This window comes from Neobacillus camarae, from assembly GCF_054950115.1.
The window spans coordinates 290,832-307,844 of sequence record NZ_JBUCKX010000002.1 but is presented as its reverse complement, the minus strand read 5'-3'; the positions used below and the strand labels follow the sequence as shown (position 1 = coordinate 307,844).

13 protein-coding genes are annotated in these 17,013 nt (G+C 48.7%); 1 reads left to right on the top strand and 12 read right to left on the bottom strand.

Translation table 11 applies throughout. The features are described 5' to 3' along the window. Window positions 1-36 precede the first annotated feature (36 nt). The gene (locus ACY8D0_RS09190) at window positions 37-891 is read right to left on the bottom strand and encodes a class II fructose-bisphosphate aldolase (RefSeq protein WP_462410214.1); all 855 of its coding nucleotides are present in this window, start codon (window positions 889-891) and stop codon (window positions 37-39) included. 235 nt (window positions 892-1,126) lie between these two features. Further along, window positions 1,127-1,498, bottom strand: coding sequence for a response regulator (locus tag ACY8D0_RS09185; RefSeq protein ID WP_462410213.1), 372 nt, complete (start codon window positions 1,496-1,498; stop codon window positions 1,127-1,129). A gap of 393 nt (window positions 1,499-1,891) precedes the next feature. On the opposite strand from ACY8D0_RS09185, the gene ACY8D0_RS09180 reads away from it, so the two are divergent. After that, window positions 1,892-2,416, top strand: a complete 525-nt coding sequence (locus ACY8D0_RS09180) for a DUF2529 domain-containing protein (protein ID WP_462410212.1) — start codon at window positions 1,892-1,894, stop codon at window positions 2,414-2,416. A 327-nt stretch (window positions 2,417-2,743) separates the two neighbouring features. Here ACY8D0_RS09180 and ACY8D0_RS09175 read toward each other — a convergent pair whose 3' ends face one another. From ACY8D0_RS09175 to ACY8D0_RS09130, 10 genes are all read right to left on the bottom strand, one after another. Further along, window positions 2,744-4,339, bottom strand: a complete 1,596-nt coding sequence (locus tag ACY8D0_RS09175) for a CTP synthase (RefSeq protein ID WP_462410211.1) — start codon at window positions 4,337-4,339, stop codon at window positions 2,744-2,746. 357 nt (window positions 4,340-4,696) lie between these two features. Further along, window positions 4,697-5,311, bottom strand: coding sequence for a DNA-directed RNA polymerase subunit delta (gene rpoE, locus ACY8D0_RS09170; RefSeq protein ID WP_462410210.1), 615 nt, complete (start codon window positions 5,309-5,311; stop codon window positions 4,697-4,699). Window positions 5,312-5,493: 182 nt separating this feature from the next. After that, entirely contained in the window at window positions 5,494-5,691 is a 198-nt protein-coding gene (locus tag ACY8D0_RS09165) for a hypothetical protein (protein WP_462410209.1), read from the bottom strand. Between the two features lie 170 nt (window positions 5,692-5,861). Further along, window positions 5,862-9,131: a fused isobutyryl-CoA mutase/GTPase IcmF gene (icmF, locus tag ACY8D0_RS09160; RefSeq protein WP_462410208.1), complete on the bottom strand. Its 3,270-nt coding sequence runs from the start codon at window positions 9,129-9,131 to the stop codon at window positions 5,862-5,864. Window positions 9,132-9,157: 26 nt separating this feature from the next. After that, window positions 9,158-9,796: a TetR/AcrR family transcriptional regulator gene (locus ACY8D0_RS09155; RefSeq protein WP_462410207.1), complete on the bottom strand. Its 639-nt coding sequence runs from the start codon at window positions 9,794-9,796 to the stop codon at window positions 9,158-9,160. 162 nt (window positions 9,797-9,958) lie between these two features. Beyond that, window positions 9,959-11,098: an acyl-CoA dehydrogenase gene (locus ACY8D0_RS09150; RefSeq protein ID WP_462410206.1), complete on the bottom strand. Its 1,140-nt coding sequence runs from the start codon at window positions 11,096-11,098 to the stop codon at window positions 9,959-9,961. A gap of 190 nt (window positions 11,099-11,288) precedes the next feature. Further along, entirely contained in the window at window positions 11,289-12,422 is a 1,134-nt protein-coding gene (locus ACY8D0_RS09145) for an acyl-CoA dehydrogenase (protein ID WP_462410205.1), read from the bottom strand. Window positions 12,423-12,454: 32 nt separating this feature from the next. Continuing rightward, a complete protein-coding gene (locus tag ACY8D0_RS09140) occupies window positions 12,455-13,306 on the bottom strand; it encodes a 3-hydroxybutyryl-CoA dehydrogenase (RefSeq protein WP_462411333.1) in 852 nt (283 codons plus the stop codon). Window positions 13,307-13,321: 15 nt separating this feature from the next. Then, a complete protein-coding gene (locus ACY8D0_RS09135; protein ID WP_462410204.1) occupies window positions 13,322-14,506 on the bottom strand; it encodes an acetyl-CoA C-acetyltransferase in 1,185 nt (394 codons plus the stop codon). Window positions 14,507-14,796: 290 nt separating this feature from the next. Next, complete coding sequence (locus ACY8D0_RS09130) at window positions 14,797-16,887, bottom strand: (Fe-S)-binding protein (RefSeq protein ID WP_462410203.1); 2,091 nt, start codon at window positions 16,885-16,887, stop codon at window positions 14,797-14,799. Window positions 16,888-17,013: the final 126 nt, after the last annotated feature.

Genomic DNA, 17,013 nt, shown 5'->3' with positions numbered 1-17,013 from the left:
AAAGAGGTTGTCCCCTTTTGCTGTATAGGTTGAGGCTTACGCCTTGCCGTTGGAGCCGAATTCGCGGATTTTGCCAACCACTGTTGTTTTGATGGCATCACGAGCTGGTCCAAGATATTTACGTGGATCGTATTCGTTTGGTTTTGCAGCCAATACTTCACGGACTGTTTTTGCAGAAGCAATTTGGTTCTCGGTATTGACGTTGATTTTAGCAGTTCCAAGAGAAATAGATTTTTGGATATCCTTTGTTGGGATTCCAGTACCGCCATGAAGGACTAAAGGCATGCCAGTTAGGTTGCCGATTTCCTCCATTTCCTTGAAGCCAAGGTTTGGTTCACCTTTGTAAGGACCGTGTACAGAACCTAGTGCAGGTGCAAGGGCATCAATGCCAGTACGTTTTACTAGATCCAAACATTCTTGTGGGTCAGCGTAGATGATGCTGCCGGAAACGTCGTCTTCTTGACCGCCGACTGTTCCTAATTCTGCTTCAACAGACACACCTTTTGAATGAGCATATTCCACTACTTTAGAAGTGATTTCTACGTTTTCTTCGAATGGGTGGTGAGAAGCATCAATCATAACGGAAGTAAATCCAGCATCTACTGCTTCTTTACATTTTTCAAAGCTTGAACCATGGTCCAAGTGAATAGCAACTGGAACAGTCACTTTCAAATCTTCCATTAAACCTTCAACCATTTTTACAACGGTTTTAAAGCCGGACATATAGCGGCCAGCACCTTCGGATACACCAAGAATGACTGGTGAATTCTCTTCTTGGGCTGCTTGTAAAATAGCTTGGGTAAACTCCAAGTTATTAATATTGAATTGTCCAACAGCGTAGCCTTCTGCTTTCGCTTTTTTCAGCATTTCTGTCATTGAAACTAAAGGCATTTCAATTCCTCCTTAAATTCAGTTGCAGTCTTTTTCAAACAGGGAATTTCATATCCATTTTTCCCTTTGCTATCGTGATTATGTATCATGTCGAAAAAGATGCAGCTTGTAAAAAGTACATATGTATCATATCAAAACATAGACAGAAATGCTAATAAAGACGCAGTGTTTTGGAAACTGTCATAATGAAAGCGAAACCAACATGGTTGTTAAAATATTTGGTAATTTTTAATAGTCAATTTGCCTTTTGGGGCATATTTTTACGGACTGCAGCCCGAATGTCATCGATATCGAATGGCTTGGCAAAATGGGTGATGGCCCCAAGGTTTTTTGCCTCTTGGATCATGTCCAATTCTCCGTAGGCTGTCATGATAATAACGCGGATGTCGGGATCAATCACCTTCATCCTTTTTAAAATTTCAATCCCGTCCATGCCTGGAATTTTCATATCCAAGAGCACGAGGTCCGGTGCATGCTTATTCACAATGTCGAGGGCCTGAATTCCATTGGCCGCCTGAAAAGTTTGATATCCTTCTTTGTTGAAAACTTCATTGAGCAATATCCGGATGCCAAACTGGTCATCCACTATCAAAATCTTCTCCTTCATACTTCCACCCCTACCCTCATCATCTTTTTATGTACATTGTTTACATACTTGTATTACTTCTACTTTAATGAATAAAACTCCTCCTGTATATATCTAATTTTGGGTAAATTCTTGCATTTTTGCATTTTGATGAAAAAGTCTATAATGATGAAAGATGAAAAAGCGCGTACGAATTGGATCCTTTTTGTGGGCTCTATTAAAATACGGCTGTTGATTTTCGCTCCAGTCTCTCAGCGAACCCACGGGCTTGCCGAGGAGCCCCCTCGGCCCCGTACTCCCGCAGGATTGGATCTTATTCATTACAATCAGCGGGTTAAAAAAATCAATATGATCGTTTAACAGGGCCTATATGTAAAATCAGGGCAGCGCTTTGGGTTAGTAAGGAGGATGTTTATGTTAAAAATGTTTTCTACCCAGTTAACGGGATTATTTAAAAGGATTGCGGAAAATGAGGAGTTCTCTTTTGAGGACGGGGCCCGGCTGTTGGCCCAGGCGGCTTCAGGAGACGGTTCCATCTATATTTTTGCAGCTAAAGAAATGAAAGCTGTTCCTGCAGAAGCCACAGAAGGCGCAGAGCCACTTGGCTCGGCCAAAGAGCTGACCAGTGAAACTCTTTCCGAACTTACGGATGCTGACAGGGTGCTGTTGTTCACAAGGAACTCCGATGATGTTGAGGCAATCATGGTTGCCGAATCCTTGGTTGAAAAAAATATCCCTTTTGTCGTGGTTTCTACAAATGTAGAGGATGGCCGATTGGCTGAAATAGCGGATGTCCATATCGATTTGCGGCTGACCAAGGGGCTGCTTCCCGATGAGACCGGCGGACGGTTCGGGTATCCGTCTTCCATGGCCGGACTGTTTGTTTATTATGGGTTGAAGTTTACTATTGATGAAATCTTGGCGGAGTATGAAATGTAATGTAGAGTTGCCTCTTTCACGGACAGGCGGGAGCCCCGAGTTTTTTGGGACCTTTTATTCAGTTGATCATGAAAGACAATTCCCCTCTCTTTTCTGTGACAAGTGTCTTTCATGACTCCTATGAAGGACACTTCTTCTTTCTTTTTACTCAAAACTGTCTTTCATCCAGCTTATGAAGGACACTTCCTCTTTCTTTTCGCTAAAAACTGTCTTTCATCATGCCTATGAAGATCGGCAGGCCCCAACCTTTAAATCAATGAATCAGCGATAATTCACTGCGTTTAACAGAAAAAGACCAGTCCCTGAACCGGAACTGGTCTTTGAATTTTATTTTTCAATTGTCGCTTTGATAAACTCACGGAATAACGATTGCGGGCGTGTTGGCCTGGAGACGAATTCCGGGTGGAACTGGGATGCGACAAACCAAGGGTGATCCTTCAGCTCGACGATTTCCACTAGTCGTCCATCCGGGCTTGTCCCAGAGAACACAAAACCGGCCTCTTCCATTTGCTGGCGATATGCATTGTTGAACTCGTAACGGTGGCGATGGCGCTCATAGATCACTTCTTCAGCATATGCTTCAAAAGCCTTCGTTCCTTCCACAAGACGGCAAGGATACAAGCCCAAACGCAGTGTACCGCCCAAGTTTTCCACATCCTTTTGCTCTGGAAGCAGATCAATAATCGGATGCTGCGTATCCGGAACAAATTCAGATGAATGAGCATCGCTGTAGCCGAGCACATTGCGGGCAAACTCGATCGTTGCCAGCTGCATGCCTAAGCAAATACCCAAGAATGGTTTTTTCGTTTCGCGGGCATAGCGGGTTGCTTCAATTTTCCCTTCAATCCCACGGTCACCGAAGCCGCCAGGCACAAGCACACCATCCACATCATCCAACAGTTCCGCAACATTTTCACGAGTCACGTTTTCAGAGTTAATCCACTTCACTTCCACGTCGGCATCAAAATTATAGCCGGCATGCTTCATTGCTTCGACAACGGAAATATACGCATCTTGAAGCTCAACGTATTTTCCGACAAGGCCGATGCGGGTTTTCTTCGAAAGGTTCAGCACACGGTCCACCAATTGCTTCCACTCGGCCATATCTGCTTCCGGAGTGACCAATTTCAGATGGTCGCAAACGATTTGGTCCATGTTTTGCTCTTGCAATGCAAGTGGAATGGAATATAACGTATCCGCATCACGGCATTCGATGACCGCTTTTGCGTCAATATCACAGAACAAGGCAATTTTATCCTTCATATCCTGGGTAACCGGCATTTCGGTACGGAGCACGATGATGTTAGGCTGAATCCCAAGGCCGCGCAATTCTTTTACGCTGTGCTGGGTCGGCTTGGTCTTCATTTCCCCGGCTGCTTTGATATAAGGAATCAGGGTACAATGAATGTACATGACATTTTCACTGCCAATATCACTTTTGATCTGGCGAATGGCTTCCAAGAATGGCAGCGATTCGATGTCGCCAACGGTTCCGCCGATTTCCGTAATCACCACATCAGCATTGGTTTCCTTGCCGGAGCGGAACACACGATCCTTGATTTCATTGGTAATATGCGGAATTACCTGAACTGTGCCGCCCAAATAATCGCCGCGGCGCTCTTTGCGAAGGACAGTGGAGTACACTTTTCCTGTCGTTACGTTGCTGTACTTGTTTAAATTGATATCAATAAAGCGCTCATAGTGGCCAAGGTCCAAGTCTGTTTCAGCGCCATCGTCAGTCACGAATACTTCACCGTGCTGGTAAGGGCTCATGGTTCCTGGGTCGACGTTAATGTAGGGATCAAATTTTTGGATTGTCACGTTCAATCCACGGTTTTTTAATAATCTTCCTAAGGATGCAGCGGTAATTCCTTTTCCCAGCGATGAAACCACACCGCCCGTCACAAATATATACTTCGTCATCAATAATTCCCCCTCAAATACAGTTTGTGCATTATTTAGATTGTTAATGGATTTTTTAAAAATTTCTTTTGCAAATATCCACCCTATTTGCAGCAGGGGAATGCTTTGTTCAAAAATAAAAAACCCCGCCTTAAAGGAGGTTTTCTTGCCTTTGACAAATGCCGCGCAACCGGCGGCAGACAGGCATTTTTTGACGGACCAAAAAACAAAAAGCGCTCCTCTTACGCTGTGTGTAAGGGGAGCGCATTGCATTCACTAATTTATACGTCCTTTTTAAGGAGCCCAAACAAGATAATACAAGCTGCCGTCCAAAAAGTCAAGCCACTTTTTTGGAACTTGGGCGGCTTAGTTTTTCTATTATAAGTCTTCCTCTTCATCATCGACTTCGAGGTCTTCGTCCTCTTCTAGCTCGGTCTCAAGGTCGTCTTCCAGCTCTTCGTCCTCATCGAGTTCAAAGTCTTCGTCCTCTTCAATTGCTTCATCGTCGTCATCGAACTCATCCAAGTCTTCATCGAGTTCGTCCTCATCGAGTTCATCCTCAAAGACTTCTTCATCCTCAAGAACATCTTCTTCCTCTTCTTCGAAGTCATCATAATCTTCCTCGTCGATTTCATCGAAATCGTCGAGTTCAAGTTCTTCCTCATCCACGACCTTCTTCGCCTTCTTCTTCTTCGGTTTCGTGGTCGTTACCACGTCATCCTCAGCTGTGTCGACTGGATACCAAGCGCGAAGTCCCCAGCGGTATTCACCTAATGACAAAAATCGGCCATCGATATTGATGTCAGTATAAAATTGTGCCAGGCGGGAGCGAATTTCTTGTTCGGAAAGTCCCAAAGCGGATGAAATTTCACTAACTAAATCTTGGAATGTGATTGGCTGCTTGCTATTATTCAAATATTCGTATGCTATTTCGATGAGGGATAGTTCTTGTAACTCCTCTTTTGAGTATTGTGCTAAACTCAATATTGGCACTTCCTTTCTCTATTTAACACCCTTTAAGGGTGATTAACGGACCTTCTTATGACGAATCATTATGTATGATTACTTATCGTTCCTTAACAGTAAAAGCGTGCACAGAGCACCCCGCCCGCTCAGAAACCATATTCTTCATTATAAACAAATTCTTCCCGTTTATGCTAGTTCCAGCAACGGTTTCATTCAATTTTTTCCCTTTTTTCGGACTCCCCGCTGTTTTTTTCCTGATCTCTGAGTTTTTTGGCCTCTTTATAAGAAATCACCCCAAAAAAAATTGCCAGCGAAAGAAACGAAATCGCTCCCAGCTGCTTCTCATAAAGATAATACAATGGCCACGCAAAAACCACCAATATCAAAACCATCCGACTGCCCTTCATTGCTGACACCTGCCCAAAACACAGAAGTAAACACCCAACTTGATTATATAAGATAAATTCCTATTATGGACAACTTCCAAAAAAATATTTCTGGGTATTTTTAGAACCCATTGCTTCACCGCATTAACGGGGTGGGGGCCAGGCCCCCACCCCGTTAATGCGTTACTGTGCTACATGTTGCGTCTGTATTGGCCGCCGACTTCGTATAGGGCTTTGGTGATTTGGCCGAGGCTGGCGACTTTGACGGTTTCCATGAGTTCGGCGAAGATGTTGCCGCCGCTTGTGGCTGTTCGTTTTAACCGGTTCAGGGCGTCTTTTGCTTCGCCAACGCGTGCGGCTTGGAAGGCCCTTAGGTTAGCGATTTGCAGTTCTTTTTCTTCTTGTGTCGCCCTGGCCAGTTCCATACTGTTGACCTCTTCCTCGGAAGGAGGGTTCGGGTTCAAGTAGGTGTTGACCCCAATAATCGGCAGTTCCCCAGTATGCTTCTTCATTTCATAGTACATTGATTCATCCTGGATTTTGCCGCGCTGATACTGGGTTTCCATCGCCCCGAGCACGCCGCCGCGGTCATTGAGCCGGTCAAACTCTTGGAGCACCGCTTCCTCCACCAAATCCGTCAGCTCTTCGATAATGAACGAACCCTGGAGCGGATTTTCATTTTTCGCTAACCCCTGCTCCTTGGTGATGATCATTTGGATTGCCATCGCCCGCCGTACCGATTCCTCGGTCGGTGTCGTGATGGCTTCATCATACGCGTTCGTATGAAGGGAATTGCAGTTATCCTGCAGGGCCATCAACGCTTGCAGGGTGGTACGGATATCATTAAAATCGATTTCCTGGGCATGCAGGGAGCGCCCGGAAGTCTGCACATGATACTTCAGCTTTTGACTCCGTTCATTAGCCCCGTACTTCTCGCGCATCACTGTCGACCAAATCCGGCGCGCCACCCGGCCGATGACCGTATATTCCGGATCGAGCCCGTTGGAGAAAAAGAATGATAGGTTCGGCGCAAAATCATCGATATTCATGCCGCGGCTCAAGTAGTACTCCACATAGGTAAATCCGTTTGACAGCGTAAACGCCAGCTGGGAAATCGGGTTGGCACCTGCTTCGGCAATATGGTAACCCGAAATCGACACCGAGTAATAGTTACGCACCTTGTGGTCGATGAAATATTGCTGGATGTCGCCCATCATCCGCAGCGCGAATTCCGTTGAAAAGATACATGTGTTCTGACCTTGGTCTTCTTTTAAAATATCGGCCTGAACCGTACCGCGGACCGTCTGCAGCGTAAATGCTTTCACTTCCGCAAACTCTTCCACCGTCAGTACCCGGCCGAGCTCGGCTTCCTTCCTCTTTACCTGCTGGTCAATCGCGGTATTCATGTACATCGCCAAAATAATCGGGGCTGGACCGTTGATCGTCATCGACACGGACGTGGACGGATGGCACAGATCGAAGCCATCATACAGCTTTTTCATATCATCGAGCGTGCACACGCTGACCCCGCTCTCGCCGACTTTTCCGTATATGTCAGGACGATGATCGGGATCTTCACCGTAAAGGGTCACGGAATCAAAGGCCGTGCTCAAGCGCTTTGCCGGATCATCCTTGGACAGATAATGGAAGCGGCGGTTCGTCCTCTCCGGCGTGCCTTCTCCGGCAAACTGGCGTTTCGGGTCCTCGCCCTCGCGCTTGAACGGAAACACCCCTGCAGTATACGGGAACGAGCCCGGCACGTTTTCCCGGTACACCCAGCGGAGAATTTCTCCGTAATCCTTGTATCTTGGCAACACGACTTTAGGAATCTTCAGCCCGGACAGACTTGTTGTGGTAAGGGCTGTAATAATTTCTTTATCGCGAATCCGTGTGACAAACTGGTCGCCGCTGTAGGATGCTTTTGTTTTTTCCCAATTGTCGAGGATATTTTTCGACTCCGGCGTCAGCTTGGCTTCCGTTTCCAGCTTAATCCGTTCTAAAGCCGCCAGCACTTCGGGAGCTCCGCCATCCTGCTCTTTGACACTGGCCATCGCCCCTTCCAGCTGAAACAGTTTCCGCGCAAGATTGGCCTGCTGCTCGGCCTTCTTATGATAGGACCGGACTGTTTCGGTGATTTCCCTTAAATAATACCGGCGGTCGGTCGGGATAATGACATTTTGCTTTTCGACCACAGCATTTTTTGAAAAAGTGGTCACCCAATCCGTGCCGGTTTTTTCGTTTATTTTTTCAATTAAAGCGGCGAACAAGGCGTTGGTGCCGGCATCATGGAATTGGCTGGCAATCGTCCCGTACACCGGCATCTCGCTCGTATCCTTTTCGAACAGCATGTGGCTGCGCTGGTATTGCTTCTGCACCTGGCGTTTGGCATCCTCAGAGCCTTTGCGCTCGAATTTATTGATGACAATCAGGTCGGCATAATCAATCATATCGATTTTTTCCAGCTGGGACGGGGCCCCGAACTCGCTGGTCATCACATACATGGCAACATCGCAAATCTGGGTAATCTCTGCATCCCCTTGGCCGATGCCGCTTGTTTCCACGATAATCAGGTCAAATCCGGCCGCTTTCGTCACGGCCAACGCATCCTTAATCGCCAGCGACAGCTCGGTTTTCGAACTCCTTGTCGCCAGCGAGCGCATGTACACATTTGGCGAAAAAATCGCATTCATGCGGATCCGGTCACCCAGCAGCGCCCCGCCGGTCTTTTGTTTCGTCGGATCGACCGACAGGACCGCCACTTTTTTAGCAGGGAATTCATTGATAAACCGGCGGATCAGCTCATCGGTCAAGGAACTTTTTCCGGCTCCGCCCGTCCCGGTAATCCCAATCACCGGAATCGCTTTTTCCATGCTTTTGACTTTTTCCAACACCTGCTCCGCTGCCGCGGCGGCCTCCGAATTCTGATCCACCTGCAGCTCTGCACACGTGATCAGCTTGGCGATCGCGTTCACATCGCCAGCAGGCAATTTTTCAATCATCCCGCTGATCTCGTCCGAGACCGTTGAAAAATCACATTCCTTGATCATGATATCAATCATGCCCTGAAGGCCGTGCTGGCGGCCATCCTCTGGTGAAAAAATCCTCGCAATCCCATACTCATGCAGCTCGTTTATTTCCCTAGGAATAATGACGCCGCCGCCCCCGCCGTAAATCCGGATGTGGGGTGCGCCTTTTTCCTTCAGTAAATCGTACATGTATTTAAAATATTCGACATGCCCGCCTTGATAGGAGGAAATCGCAATCCCCTGCGCGTCCTCTTGAATCGCCGCGTTGACCACCTCTTCGACCGAGCGGTTATGACCAAGGTGGATTACCTCGGCGCCGCTCGCTTGGAGGATACGCCGCATGATATTGATGGAGGCGTCATGGCCATCAAATAAACTGGACGCCGTCACAAAGCGGATATGGTGTTTCGGCTTGTAAATTTCGGTCGTTTTCATCCTTCTCCCCCTTTTCGTAAAACGGTTTAGGTCTCGCCCTTATGAAGCTGTTTAATCCCCAAGAGCAGCAAATCGGTTTGCAACTCAATATATTCATCGAGAGTATATAATTTTCTAAGCGCCCAGCGGCGGAAGCTCCACATTTGCCCTTGGACAAAAATATCGTGGGCAATCAGCTTGATTTGTTTTTCCGACAAATCGAGTTCACCATTTTCGACACATTTTTCAAGCATGCTCTCAAACATGCCCGTCATTTCCAGTTCCTTTTTCAGGACATAGGGCAGGGCGTCCTTTGACAGTGACTTGACCTCCTGGTACATGACAAGGATTTCCTCCTGCATCTCGTCCATCACATAAAAGAAGTTGGCAATCCCCTTTTTCAGGCTGTCAATGGTGCCCTTTTTCAGTTCGAGGTCTTTCTGAAGCCGGTCGCTGACATGGTCATAGATGCTGTCGCACACGAGGTAAAGCACGTCTTCCTTGGTGCGGATATACTCATAAAGCGTCCCGATGCTGAACCCAGCCGCATTGGCGATTTCCCTTGTTGTCGTCCGATGAAACCCCTTTTGTTTAAAAAGTGCAACGGCTCCCTTGATCATTTGGTCGCGCCTTTTTTGGACAAGACGCTCATCTTTGACCGAAGCCTGTACCTCCCGTTTGTTCATATCCCAACCGCCTTTATCATAGTCTGGCGATCCAAAATTACCGCCTTTCTTCTTGTAAAATTTTAGCCGGGCCTCGAACCGGGCGGGCCCTGTATCCCGGTTATTTCGTCACAGTTCCTTGCCGGGTCAATGGCACCTGGTCAAGGGGGCCTGGTCAGCCGGTTATTTTGTCAGCATTCTTGAAATCACAAGCCGCTGGATTTCCTGGGTGCCTTCGTAGATTTGCGTGATTTTCGCATCACGCATGAACCGTTCAACCGGATAGTCCTTGGTATAGCCGTAGCCGCCGAAGATTTGCACTGCTTCCGTCGTGACCTTCATCGCCGCATCCCCGGCAAACAGTTTGGACATCGCCGACTCTTTTCCGTATGGAAGGCCATTGGACTCCAGCCAAGCGGCCTGATAGGTTAACAGTCTGGCAGCCTCGATGCTGGTGGCCATGTCGGCCAGCTTGAAGCTGATGCCTTGGTTGGCGGCAATCGGCTTGCCGAACTGATGGCGTTCTTTTGCATAATCCACTGCCGCATCGAGTGCTCCTTGGGCAATCCCGACCGCCTGGGCCGCGATGCCGTTGCGCCCTCCGTCAAGTGTCATCATGGCAATTTTGAAACCATCGCCCTCCGCTCCCAGCCGGTTTTCAACCGGCACTTGGCAATCTTCAAAAATCAATTCGGTAGTTGGTGACGAACGAATCCCGAGTTTCTTTTCTTTTTTACCGACAGAGAAGCCTGGGAAATCTTTTTCGATGATAAACGCGGTCGTGCCTTTTTGCCGGCTGGACGGGTCGGTTAAGGCAAACACCACATAAATCTCTGCCTCGCCGCCGTTGGTGATGAAAATTTTTGAACCGTTAATGATATAATGGCCGCCCTCGAGACGTGCCGTTGTCCGCATGCCGCCTGCATCCGAACCGCTTCCAGGTTCGGTCAGACCGTAGGCACCCATCTTGGTTCCCTCAGCTAATGGCCTTAAATACTTCTGTTTCTGTTCTTCTGTGCCGAATTTGTAGATCGGCCAGCTTGCCAGCGAAGTGTGGGCCGATAAGGTGACGCCGATGGAGGAATCGATGCGGGACAACTCCTCGACCGCAATACAGTAAGCCAAGTAGTCGCTGCCGATGCCGCCGTACTCCTCCGGCCATGGTATTCCTGTCAGTCCGAGCGATGCCATTTTGTCAAATAAATCCCGGTCGAAACGTTCTTCCTCATCGCGCTCCGCTGCGGTCGGGGCCACTTCGTTTCTGGCAAAGTCCCGTACCATTTTGCGAATCATTTCGTGTTCTTCGGACAGTTTAAAGTTCATTTTGAGTCTCTCCCTCTTCGAAACTGGTTCTATTTTTAAACGTAGTCACTTACAACATCCTATTTATCGATTACAGCCTATTTTTTTTATTTACAACCTATTTTTGGGCACTTACTGCCTAATTTAGAGAACTTACGACCTTTATTTGGATTTTACTTTCAAAAGTACCTTTCAAACGCCCGATGTCCCATCATAAAAGCTGCTTACTAATCACGATCCGCTGAATCTCGCTCGTTCCCTCATAGATTTCCGTGATTTTCGCATCGCGGAAATACCGCTCGACCGGGTAGTCTTCCGTATAACCGTAGCCGCCGAACACTTGGACTGCCTCCGTTGCCACTTCCACCGCTGCCCGCGACGCGAACAGCTTGGCCATCGAGGCTTCTTTACCGCATTTCTCCCCACGGTTCCGCAAATCCGCCGCCTGGTAGACTAAGAGTTTCGCCGCCTCGACTTGGGTTGCCATATCAGCAAGCTTGAAGCCAATCCCCTGCTGGGCGGCAATCGGCTTGCCAAACTGGTGCCGTTCCTTTGCATAGTCGGTTGCGGCCGACAGCGCGGCTTCCGCAATCCCGAGCGCCTGAGCGGCAATCCCGATACGGCCGACATCAAGGTTGGCCATCGCAATCTTAAACCCCTCACCTTCACGGCCCAACAGGTTTTCCGCTGGAATACGCATATCTTCAAAGGTTAATTGGACGGTCCTCGACCCGTGCAGCCCCATTTTCTTTTCATCCTTGCCGACTACAAACCCCGGCGACCCTTTTTCCACAATAAATGCCGAGATCCCCCTAGCGCCTTTTTCAGGATTCGTTTTGGCAAACACGATATACACATCAGCCTCGCCGCCATTGGTGATGAAGATTTTGGAGCCGTTCAGGATATATTCGTCCCCTTGCCTGACCGCACGGGTTTTTAAACTGGCGGCATCCGAGCCCGAGCCCGGTTCCGTTAAACAAAATGCCCCCAAATATTCTCCGGCCGCAAGCTTCGGCACATACTTCTGCTTCTGTTCCTCTGTGCCAAAATACAGAATCGGGTTTGTTCCAACGGACGTATGAACCGACAAAATCACGCCAACCGTGGCACTGACTTTGGACAGCTCGTGGATCGTGCTCACATATGAAATGAAGTCCATCCCCGCACCGCCATATGGTTCAGGAACCGGAATGCCCATCAGGCCCAGCTGCCCCATTTTTTTTAAAATCTCCCGGGGAAACTGGCCCTGCTCCATTTTTTCAATAAATGGCGCGATTTCATTGGCCGCAAAATCGTGGACCATTTTTTGCAGCATGATTTGCTCTTCGGTAAAAAATAAATTCATGATTCCTCGCTCCTTTGGAGGACTTCTCAAGCTTATTCGTAGGTATAGAACCCGCGGCCCGTTTTCTTGCCCAGCCAGCCGGCTTTCACGTATTTGCGCAACAGCGGGCATGGACGGTATTTGTCGTCGCCGAAGCCTTCATGCAAGGTTTCCAAAATGTAAAGGCAGGTATCTAAGCCGATAAAATCAGCCAAGGTCAACGGCCCCATCGGATGGTTCATGCCAAGCTTCATGACTTCGTCAATCGCTTCCTTCGTGGCTACTCCCTCATATAAGGTAAAAATCGCTTCATTAATCATCGGCAGCAAGATTCGGTTCGACACGAAACCTGGGAAGTCATTGACCTCCACCGGCACCTTGTTCAGTGTTTTCGTCATGTCCTCGATCACTTGGTACACTTCATCGGAAGTCGCCAAGCCGCGGATGATTTCCACGAGCTTCATCACCGGTACCGGATTCATAAAATGCATGCCGATGACTTTTTCCGGACGCTTGGTGGATGCCGCAATCTCGGTGATGGGCAGCGACGAGGTGTTGCTCGCCAAAATCGCATGCTCCGGTGCGATGCTATCCAACTGTGCAAAAATTTTGGCCTTGATGTCCATATTTTCGACCGCTGCTTCGATGACAAGGTCAACTCCGCCCGCATCATTCAAGTCCGTGGAAGCCGTTAACCGGTCCAACACCTGCTGTTTTTGCTCCTCTGTCAATCGTCCCTTTTCCACGTTGCGTGACAGGTTCTTGTTGATGACCCCCAAACCGCGCTCGACAAATTCCGGTTTTAAATCGTTAAGCAGCACCTGATATCCCGCCTGGGCACAAACTTGGGCAATCCCCGAGCCCATTTGCCCCGCTCCGATTACCATCACTTTTTCTACCTTCATCATCACACCGTCCCCCTATCTTTTTGGCACCTCAATCATAACAGCGTCACCCTGGCCGCCGCCGCTGCAAATGGCCGCAATGCCAATTCCGCCGCCACGCCGTTTCAACTCATGTATTAAGGTAATAATAATCCGCGCTCCACTGGCACCGATTGGATGGCCCAGGGCAACCGCACCGCCGTTGACATTGATCTTCTCCGGATCAAGACCCGCAATCTGCTTGCTTGCCAGTGCCACCGCGGCGAATGCCTCGTTGATTTCAAACAAATCAATGTCTTCTACTGTTTTGCCTGTTTTTCGTAAAATTTCATTGATGACCAGTCCGGGAGTTTTCGGAAAATCCTTGGCTTCCACAGCAACCGCCGCCTGGCCAATGATGACCGCTTCGATCCCGCGGCCTTCTCGGATGGCGCGCTCCTCGCTCATTAACACCATCGCTCCTGCCCCGTCATTGACCCCAGGCGCGTTTCCTGCCGTAATGGTGCCGCCCCCAAATGCCGGCCCGAGCTTCGCCAATTTTTCGAGTGATGTGTCCTTCCGAGGCGCCTCGTCGTGCTCCACTACGACAGGAGCCCCTTTGCGCTGCGGCACCTCTACCCGAATGATCTCCTCAGCAAATTTACCCGCTTCAATTGCAGCAATGGCCCGCTGATGGCTGCGATAGGCCCATTCATCCTGGGCTTGGCGGCTGATGTCCAAATCCTCCGCTGTCGAATTTCCATATGTCCCCATATGGACCCCGGTAAAGCTGCAACTTAAGCCATCATGAATCATTAAATCCTTGACGGCCCCATCATTCATCCGCATCCCCCATCTGGCATTCGGCAGAATATAAGGCGCATGGCTCATCGATTCCATACCGCCCGCGACAATCACTTCCCCGTCGCCGGCGCGGATGATTTGGTCTGCCAACGTGACACTGCGCATCCCGGACGCGCACACCTTGTTGATTGTTTCGGTTTTGACTTCCCAAGGCAGTCCAGCATGGCGGGAGGCTTGGCGCGACGGGATTTGCCCCTGGCCGCCTTGCAGCACCGTTCCAAAAATCACTTCTTCTACATCTTCTGGCCTGACATCGGCGCGTTTTAATGCCTCTTTAATCGCAATACCTCCAAGCTCCACCGCTTTGAGGCTGCTTAATCCACCGCCAAATTTGCCAAATGGCGTCCTTACCCCGCTTAAAATGACCGTTTTCCCCATTCGATCCACTCTCCCTTTTCCCAATATTCAGTATTTTTATTGTAAAAATGTTTCCTGACTGAACGCTCGTTCGGCGAGTTTCCCAAAAATAACGCAGGCCTCTAGGCAGCCCACGTCAGCTGTAAATGAAAGCGTTTTATCTTATTTCTATTTTACATGAATAATAGCAGAAGTTGAATTGTTTTACACAAAATTTTCCAAATTTTATGATGATAAAAATTCAACTCTGCTATTCTTGTTAGTTAGGTGCTTGGCGGTCAAGAATGACTGCCAGGCACCAGTTCTTTTGCTCATCCGCAGACGGCTTTTTCTAAAAGTTCTGCGACATCATAGGTGGAGACTTTGTCTTCGACTTCTTTGGCTTTGGTTCCATCGGTCAGCATGGTGAGGCAGTATGGGCATCCGGAGCTGATAACGGTCGGGTTGACGGACAAAGCCTGCTCGGTTCGGGCGACGTTGATGCGGTGGCCGGTTCCTTCCTCCATCCACATGAGTCCGCCGCCGGCGCCGCAGCACATGCCTTTTTCGCGGTTCCGTTCCATTTCCACCAGCGTCACGCCAGGGATCGATTTTAAAATCTCCCGCGGTGCGTCATATACCTCGTTATAACGGCCCAAGTAACACGAATCATGGAATGTGATGGTTTCTTTAACCTCATTCTTCGGCACTAGCCGTCCTTCCTTCACCAGCTGGTAGAGCACTTCAGTATGATGGTACACTTGTGCTTCCAGGCCGAAATCGGAGTATTCATTTTTGAACGTATTATAAGCATGCGGGTCAATCGTGACAATCTTCTTGATCTCCGCCTTTTCAAATTCTTCTATGTTTTTCGCGGCCAAATCCTGGAACAGGAACTCGTTGCCCAAACGGCGGGCCGTATCGCCGGAGTTCTTCTCCTTGTTGCCAAGGATGGCAAACTTGACGCCTGCTTCATTCAGCAACTTGGCAAAGGATAGCGCAATTTTTTGTGAACGGTTGTCGTAGGAACCCATCGAACCGACCCAGAAGAGGTATTCGAACTCTTCGCCCGCCTTGTTCATTTCCTTCACCGTTTTAATCTCCACGTCTTCGCGGAGCTCGCGCCAGTCTTCACGCTGTTTGCGGTTTAAGCCCCACGGGTTGCCCTGGCGCTCGATGTTGGTCATGGCGCGCTGGGCATCGGCATCCATTTTTCCTTCTGTCAAAACCAGATAGCGGCGCAGGTCAATAATTTTGTCGACGTGCTCGTTCATGACCGGACATTGGTCCTCACAGTTACGGCAGGTTGTGCAGGCCCAAATCTCTTCTTCCGTGATCACATCGCCAATCAAGCTTGGATTATAGATTGTAGTAGCGGCCGTTTCTTCCGCACCTTGCCCGGCGGCGGCAATCGCCAGCTGGTTGCCTTTCGTGCCCGCAAACGCAAACGTTGGCACCCATGGCTGTTTGGATGTGACAGCGGCTCCATAATTGGTTAAGTGGTCGCGCATTTTTACGATTAAGTCCATCGGCGACAGCATTTTGCCTGTTCCGGTGGCCGGGCACATACTAGTACAGCGGCCGCACTCGACGCAAGCGTAAAAATCAACCAGCTGCAGCTGGGTAAAGTCTTCAATTTTTCCAACCCCGAAGGATTCTTGCGATTCATCTTCAAAATCAATTTTTTTCAATTTGCCCGGCTTTTCCAACCGGTTCAAATAAACGTTGGCCGGACCGGCAATCAAGTGAGCATGCTTGGACTGCGGCACGTAAACCAAGAATGACAGCAAGAACAGCAAGTGAATCCACCAGGCCACATAGAACACGGACACCGCAGCCGTTTCGCCCATACCGGAGAAAATCGTGCTGATCAACGATGCCACCGGCTCCGTCCAAGAGCTCTCTTCACCGTGCCAGATGAGGCCCATTCCGTTACCTAATAAAACGGACAGCATCAAGCCGCCGATAAAAATTAACACCAGACCTGACTTGAAGTTCCGCTTTAACCGGACTAATTTTTCAATATAGCGGCGGTAGAAAGCCCAAATAACGGCCACTAAAATCATTAAGGTGACGATTTCTTGGAAGAAGGTGAAGCCAGGATATAACGGGCCGAGCGGCAGATGGGACCCTGGCGCGAGACCTTTCCAAATGAAATCGATGGCCCCGAATTGGACTAAAATAAAGCCGTAGAAGAACATGACGTGCATAGCGCCGCTTTTCTTATCCTTAAGCAGCTTTTTTTGCCCGAAGACGTTGATCCAGATTTTCTCCAGCCGCGCTTTCACATTGTTGTCGAACTCCACTTTTTTGCCAAGCTTAATGTACTCGATGCGAGTTTTGACAACATAGACGAACAGGCTGATTGCGTAAGCGGTTACACCAAGAAACGCAATAAGGTTGACCCATAACAGTCCATTCACACTGAAACGCCCCTTTCCTTTTTCTCTCCCTAATTGTACTTAAGTTGTAGAAAATATAAAATTTTCTGAACATCTTATCCATATTATAAAAATGAATGAGCATTCAGTCAAACCATTTTTTCAAAC

Excerpts from the sequence above, each read along its gene's own strand:
- ACY8D0_RS09190 (WP_462410214.1), bottom strand. The coding sequence starts at position 891 with ATGCCTTTAGTTTCAATGACAGAAATGCTGAAAAAAGCGAAAGCAGAA.
- ACY8D0_RS09185 (WP_462410213.1), bottom strand. The coding sequence starts at position 1,498 with ATGAAGGAGAAGATTTTGATAGTGGATGACCAGTTTGGCATCCGGATA.
- ACY8D0_RS09180 (WP_462410212.1), top strand. The coding sequence starts at position 1,892 with ATGTTAAAAATGTTTTCTACCCAGTTAACGGGATTATTTAAAAGGATT.
- ACY8D0_RS09175 (WP_462410211.1), bottom strand. The coding sequence starts at position 4,339 with ATGACGAAGTATATATTTGTGACGGGCGGTGTGGTTTCATCGCTGGGA.
- ACY8D0_RS09165 (WP_462410209.1), bottom strand. The coding sequence starts at position 5,691 with ATGAAGGGCAGTCGGATGGTTTTGATATTGGTGGTTTTTGCGTGGCCA.
- icmF (WP_462410208.1), bottom strand. The coding sequence starts at position 9,131 with ATGAAAACGACCGAAATTTACAAGCCGAAACACCATATCCGCTTTGTG.
- ACY8D0_RS09155 (WP_462410207.1), bottom strand. The coding sequence starts at position 9,796 with ATGAACAAACGGGAGGTACAGGCTTCGGTCAAAGATGAGCGTCTTGTC.
- ACY8D0_RS09150 (WP_462410206.1), bottom strand. The coding sequence starts at position 11,098 with ATGAACTTTAAACTGTCCGAAGAACACGAAATGATTCGCAAAATGGTA.
- ACY8D0_RS09145 (WP_462410205.1), bottom strand. The coding sequence starts at position 12,422 with ATGAATTTATTTTTTACCGAAGAGCAAATCATGCTGCAAAAAATGGTC.
- ACY8D0_RS09140 (WP_462411333.1), bottom strand. The coding sequence starts at position 13,306 with ATGAAGGTAGAAAAAGTGATGGTAATCGGAGCGGGGCAAATGGGCTCG.
- ACY8D0_RS09135 (WP_462410204.1), bottom strand. The coding sequence starts at position 14,506 with ATGGGGAAAACGGTCATTTTAAGCGGGGTAAGGACGCCATTTGGCAAA.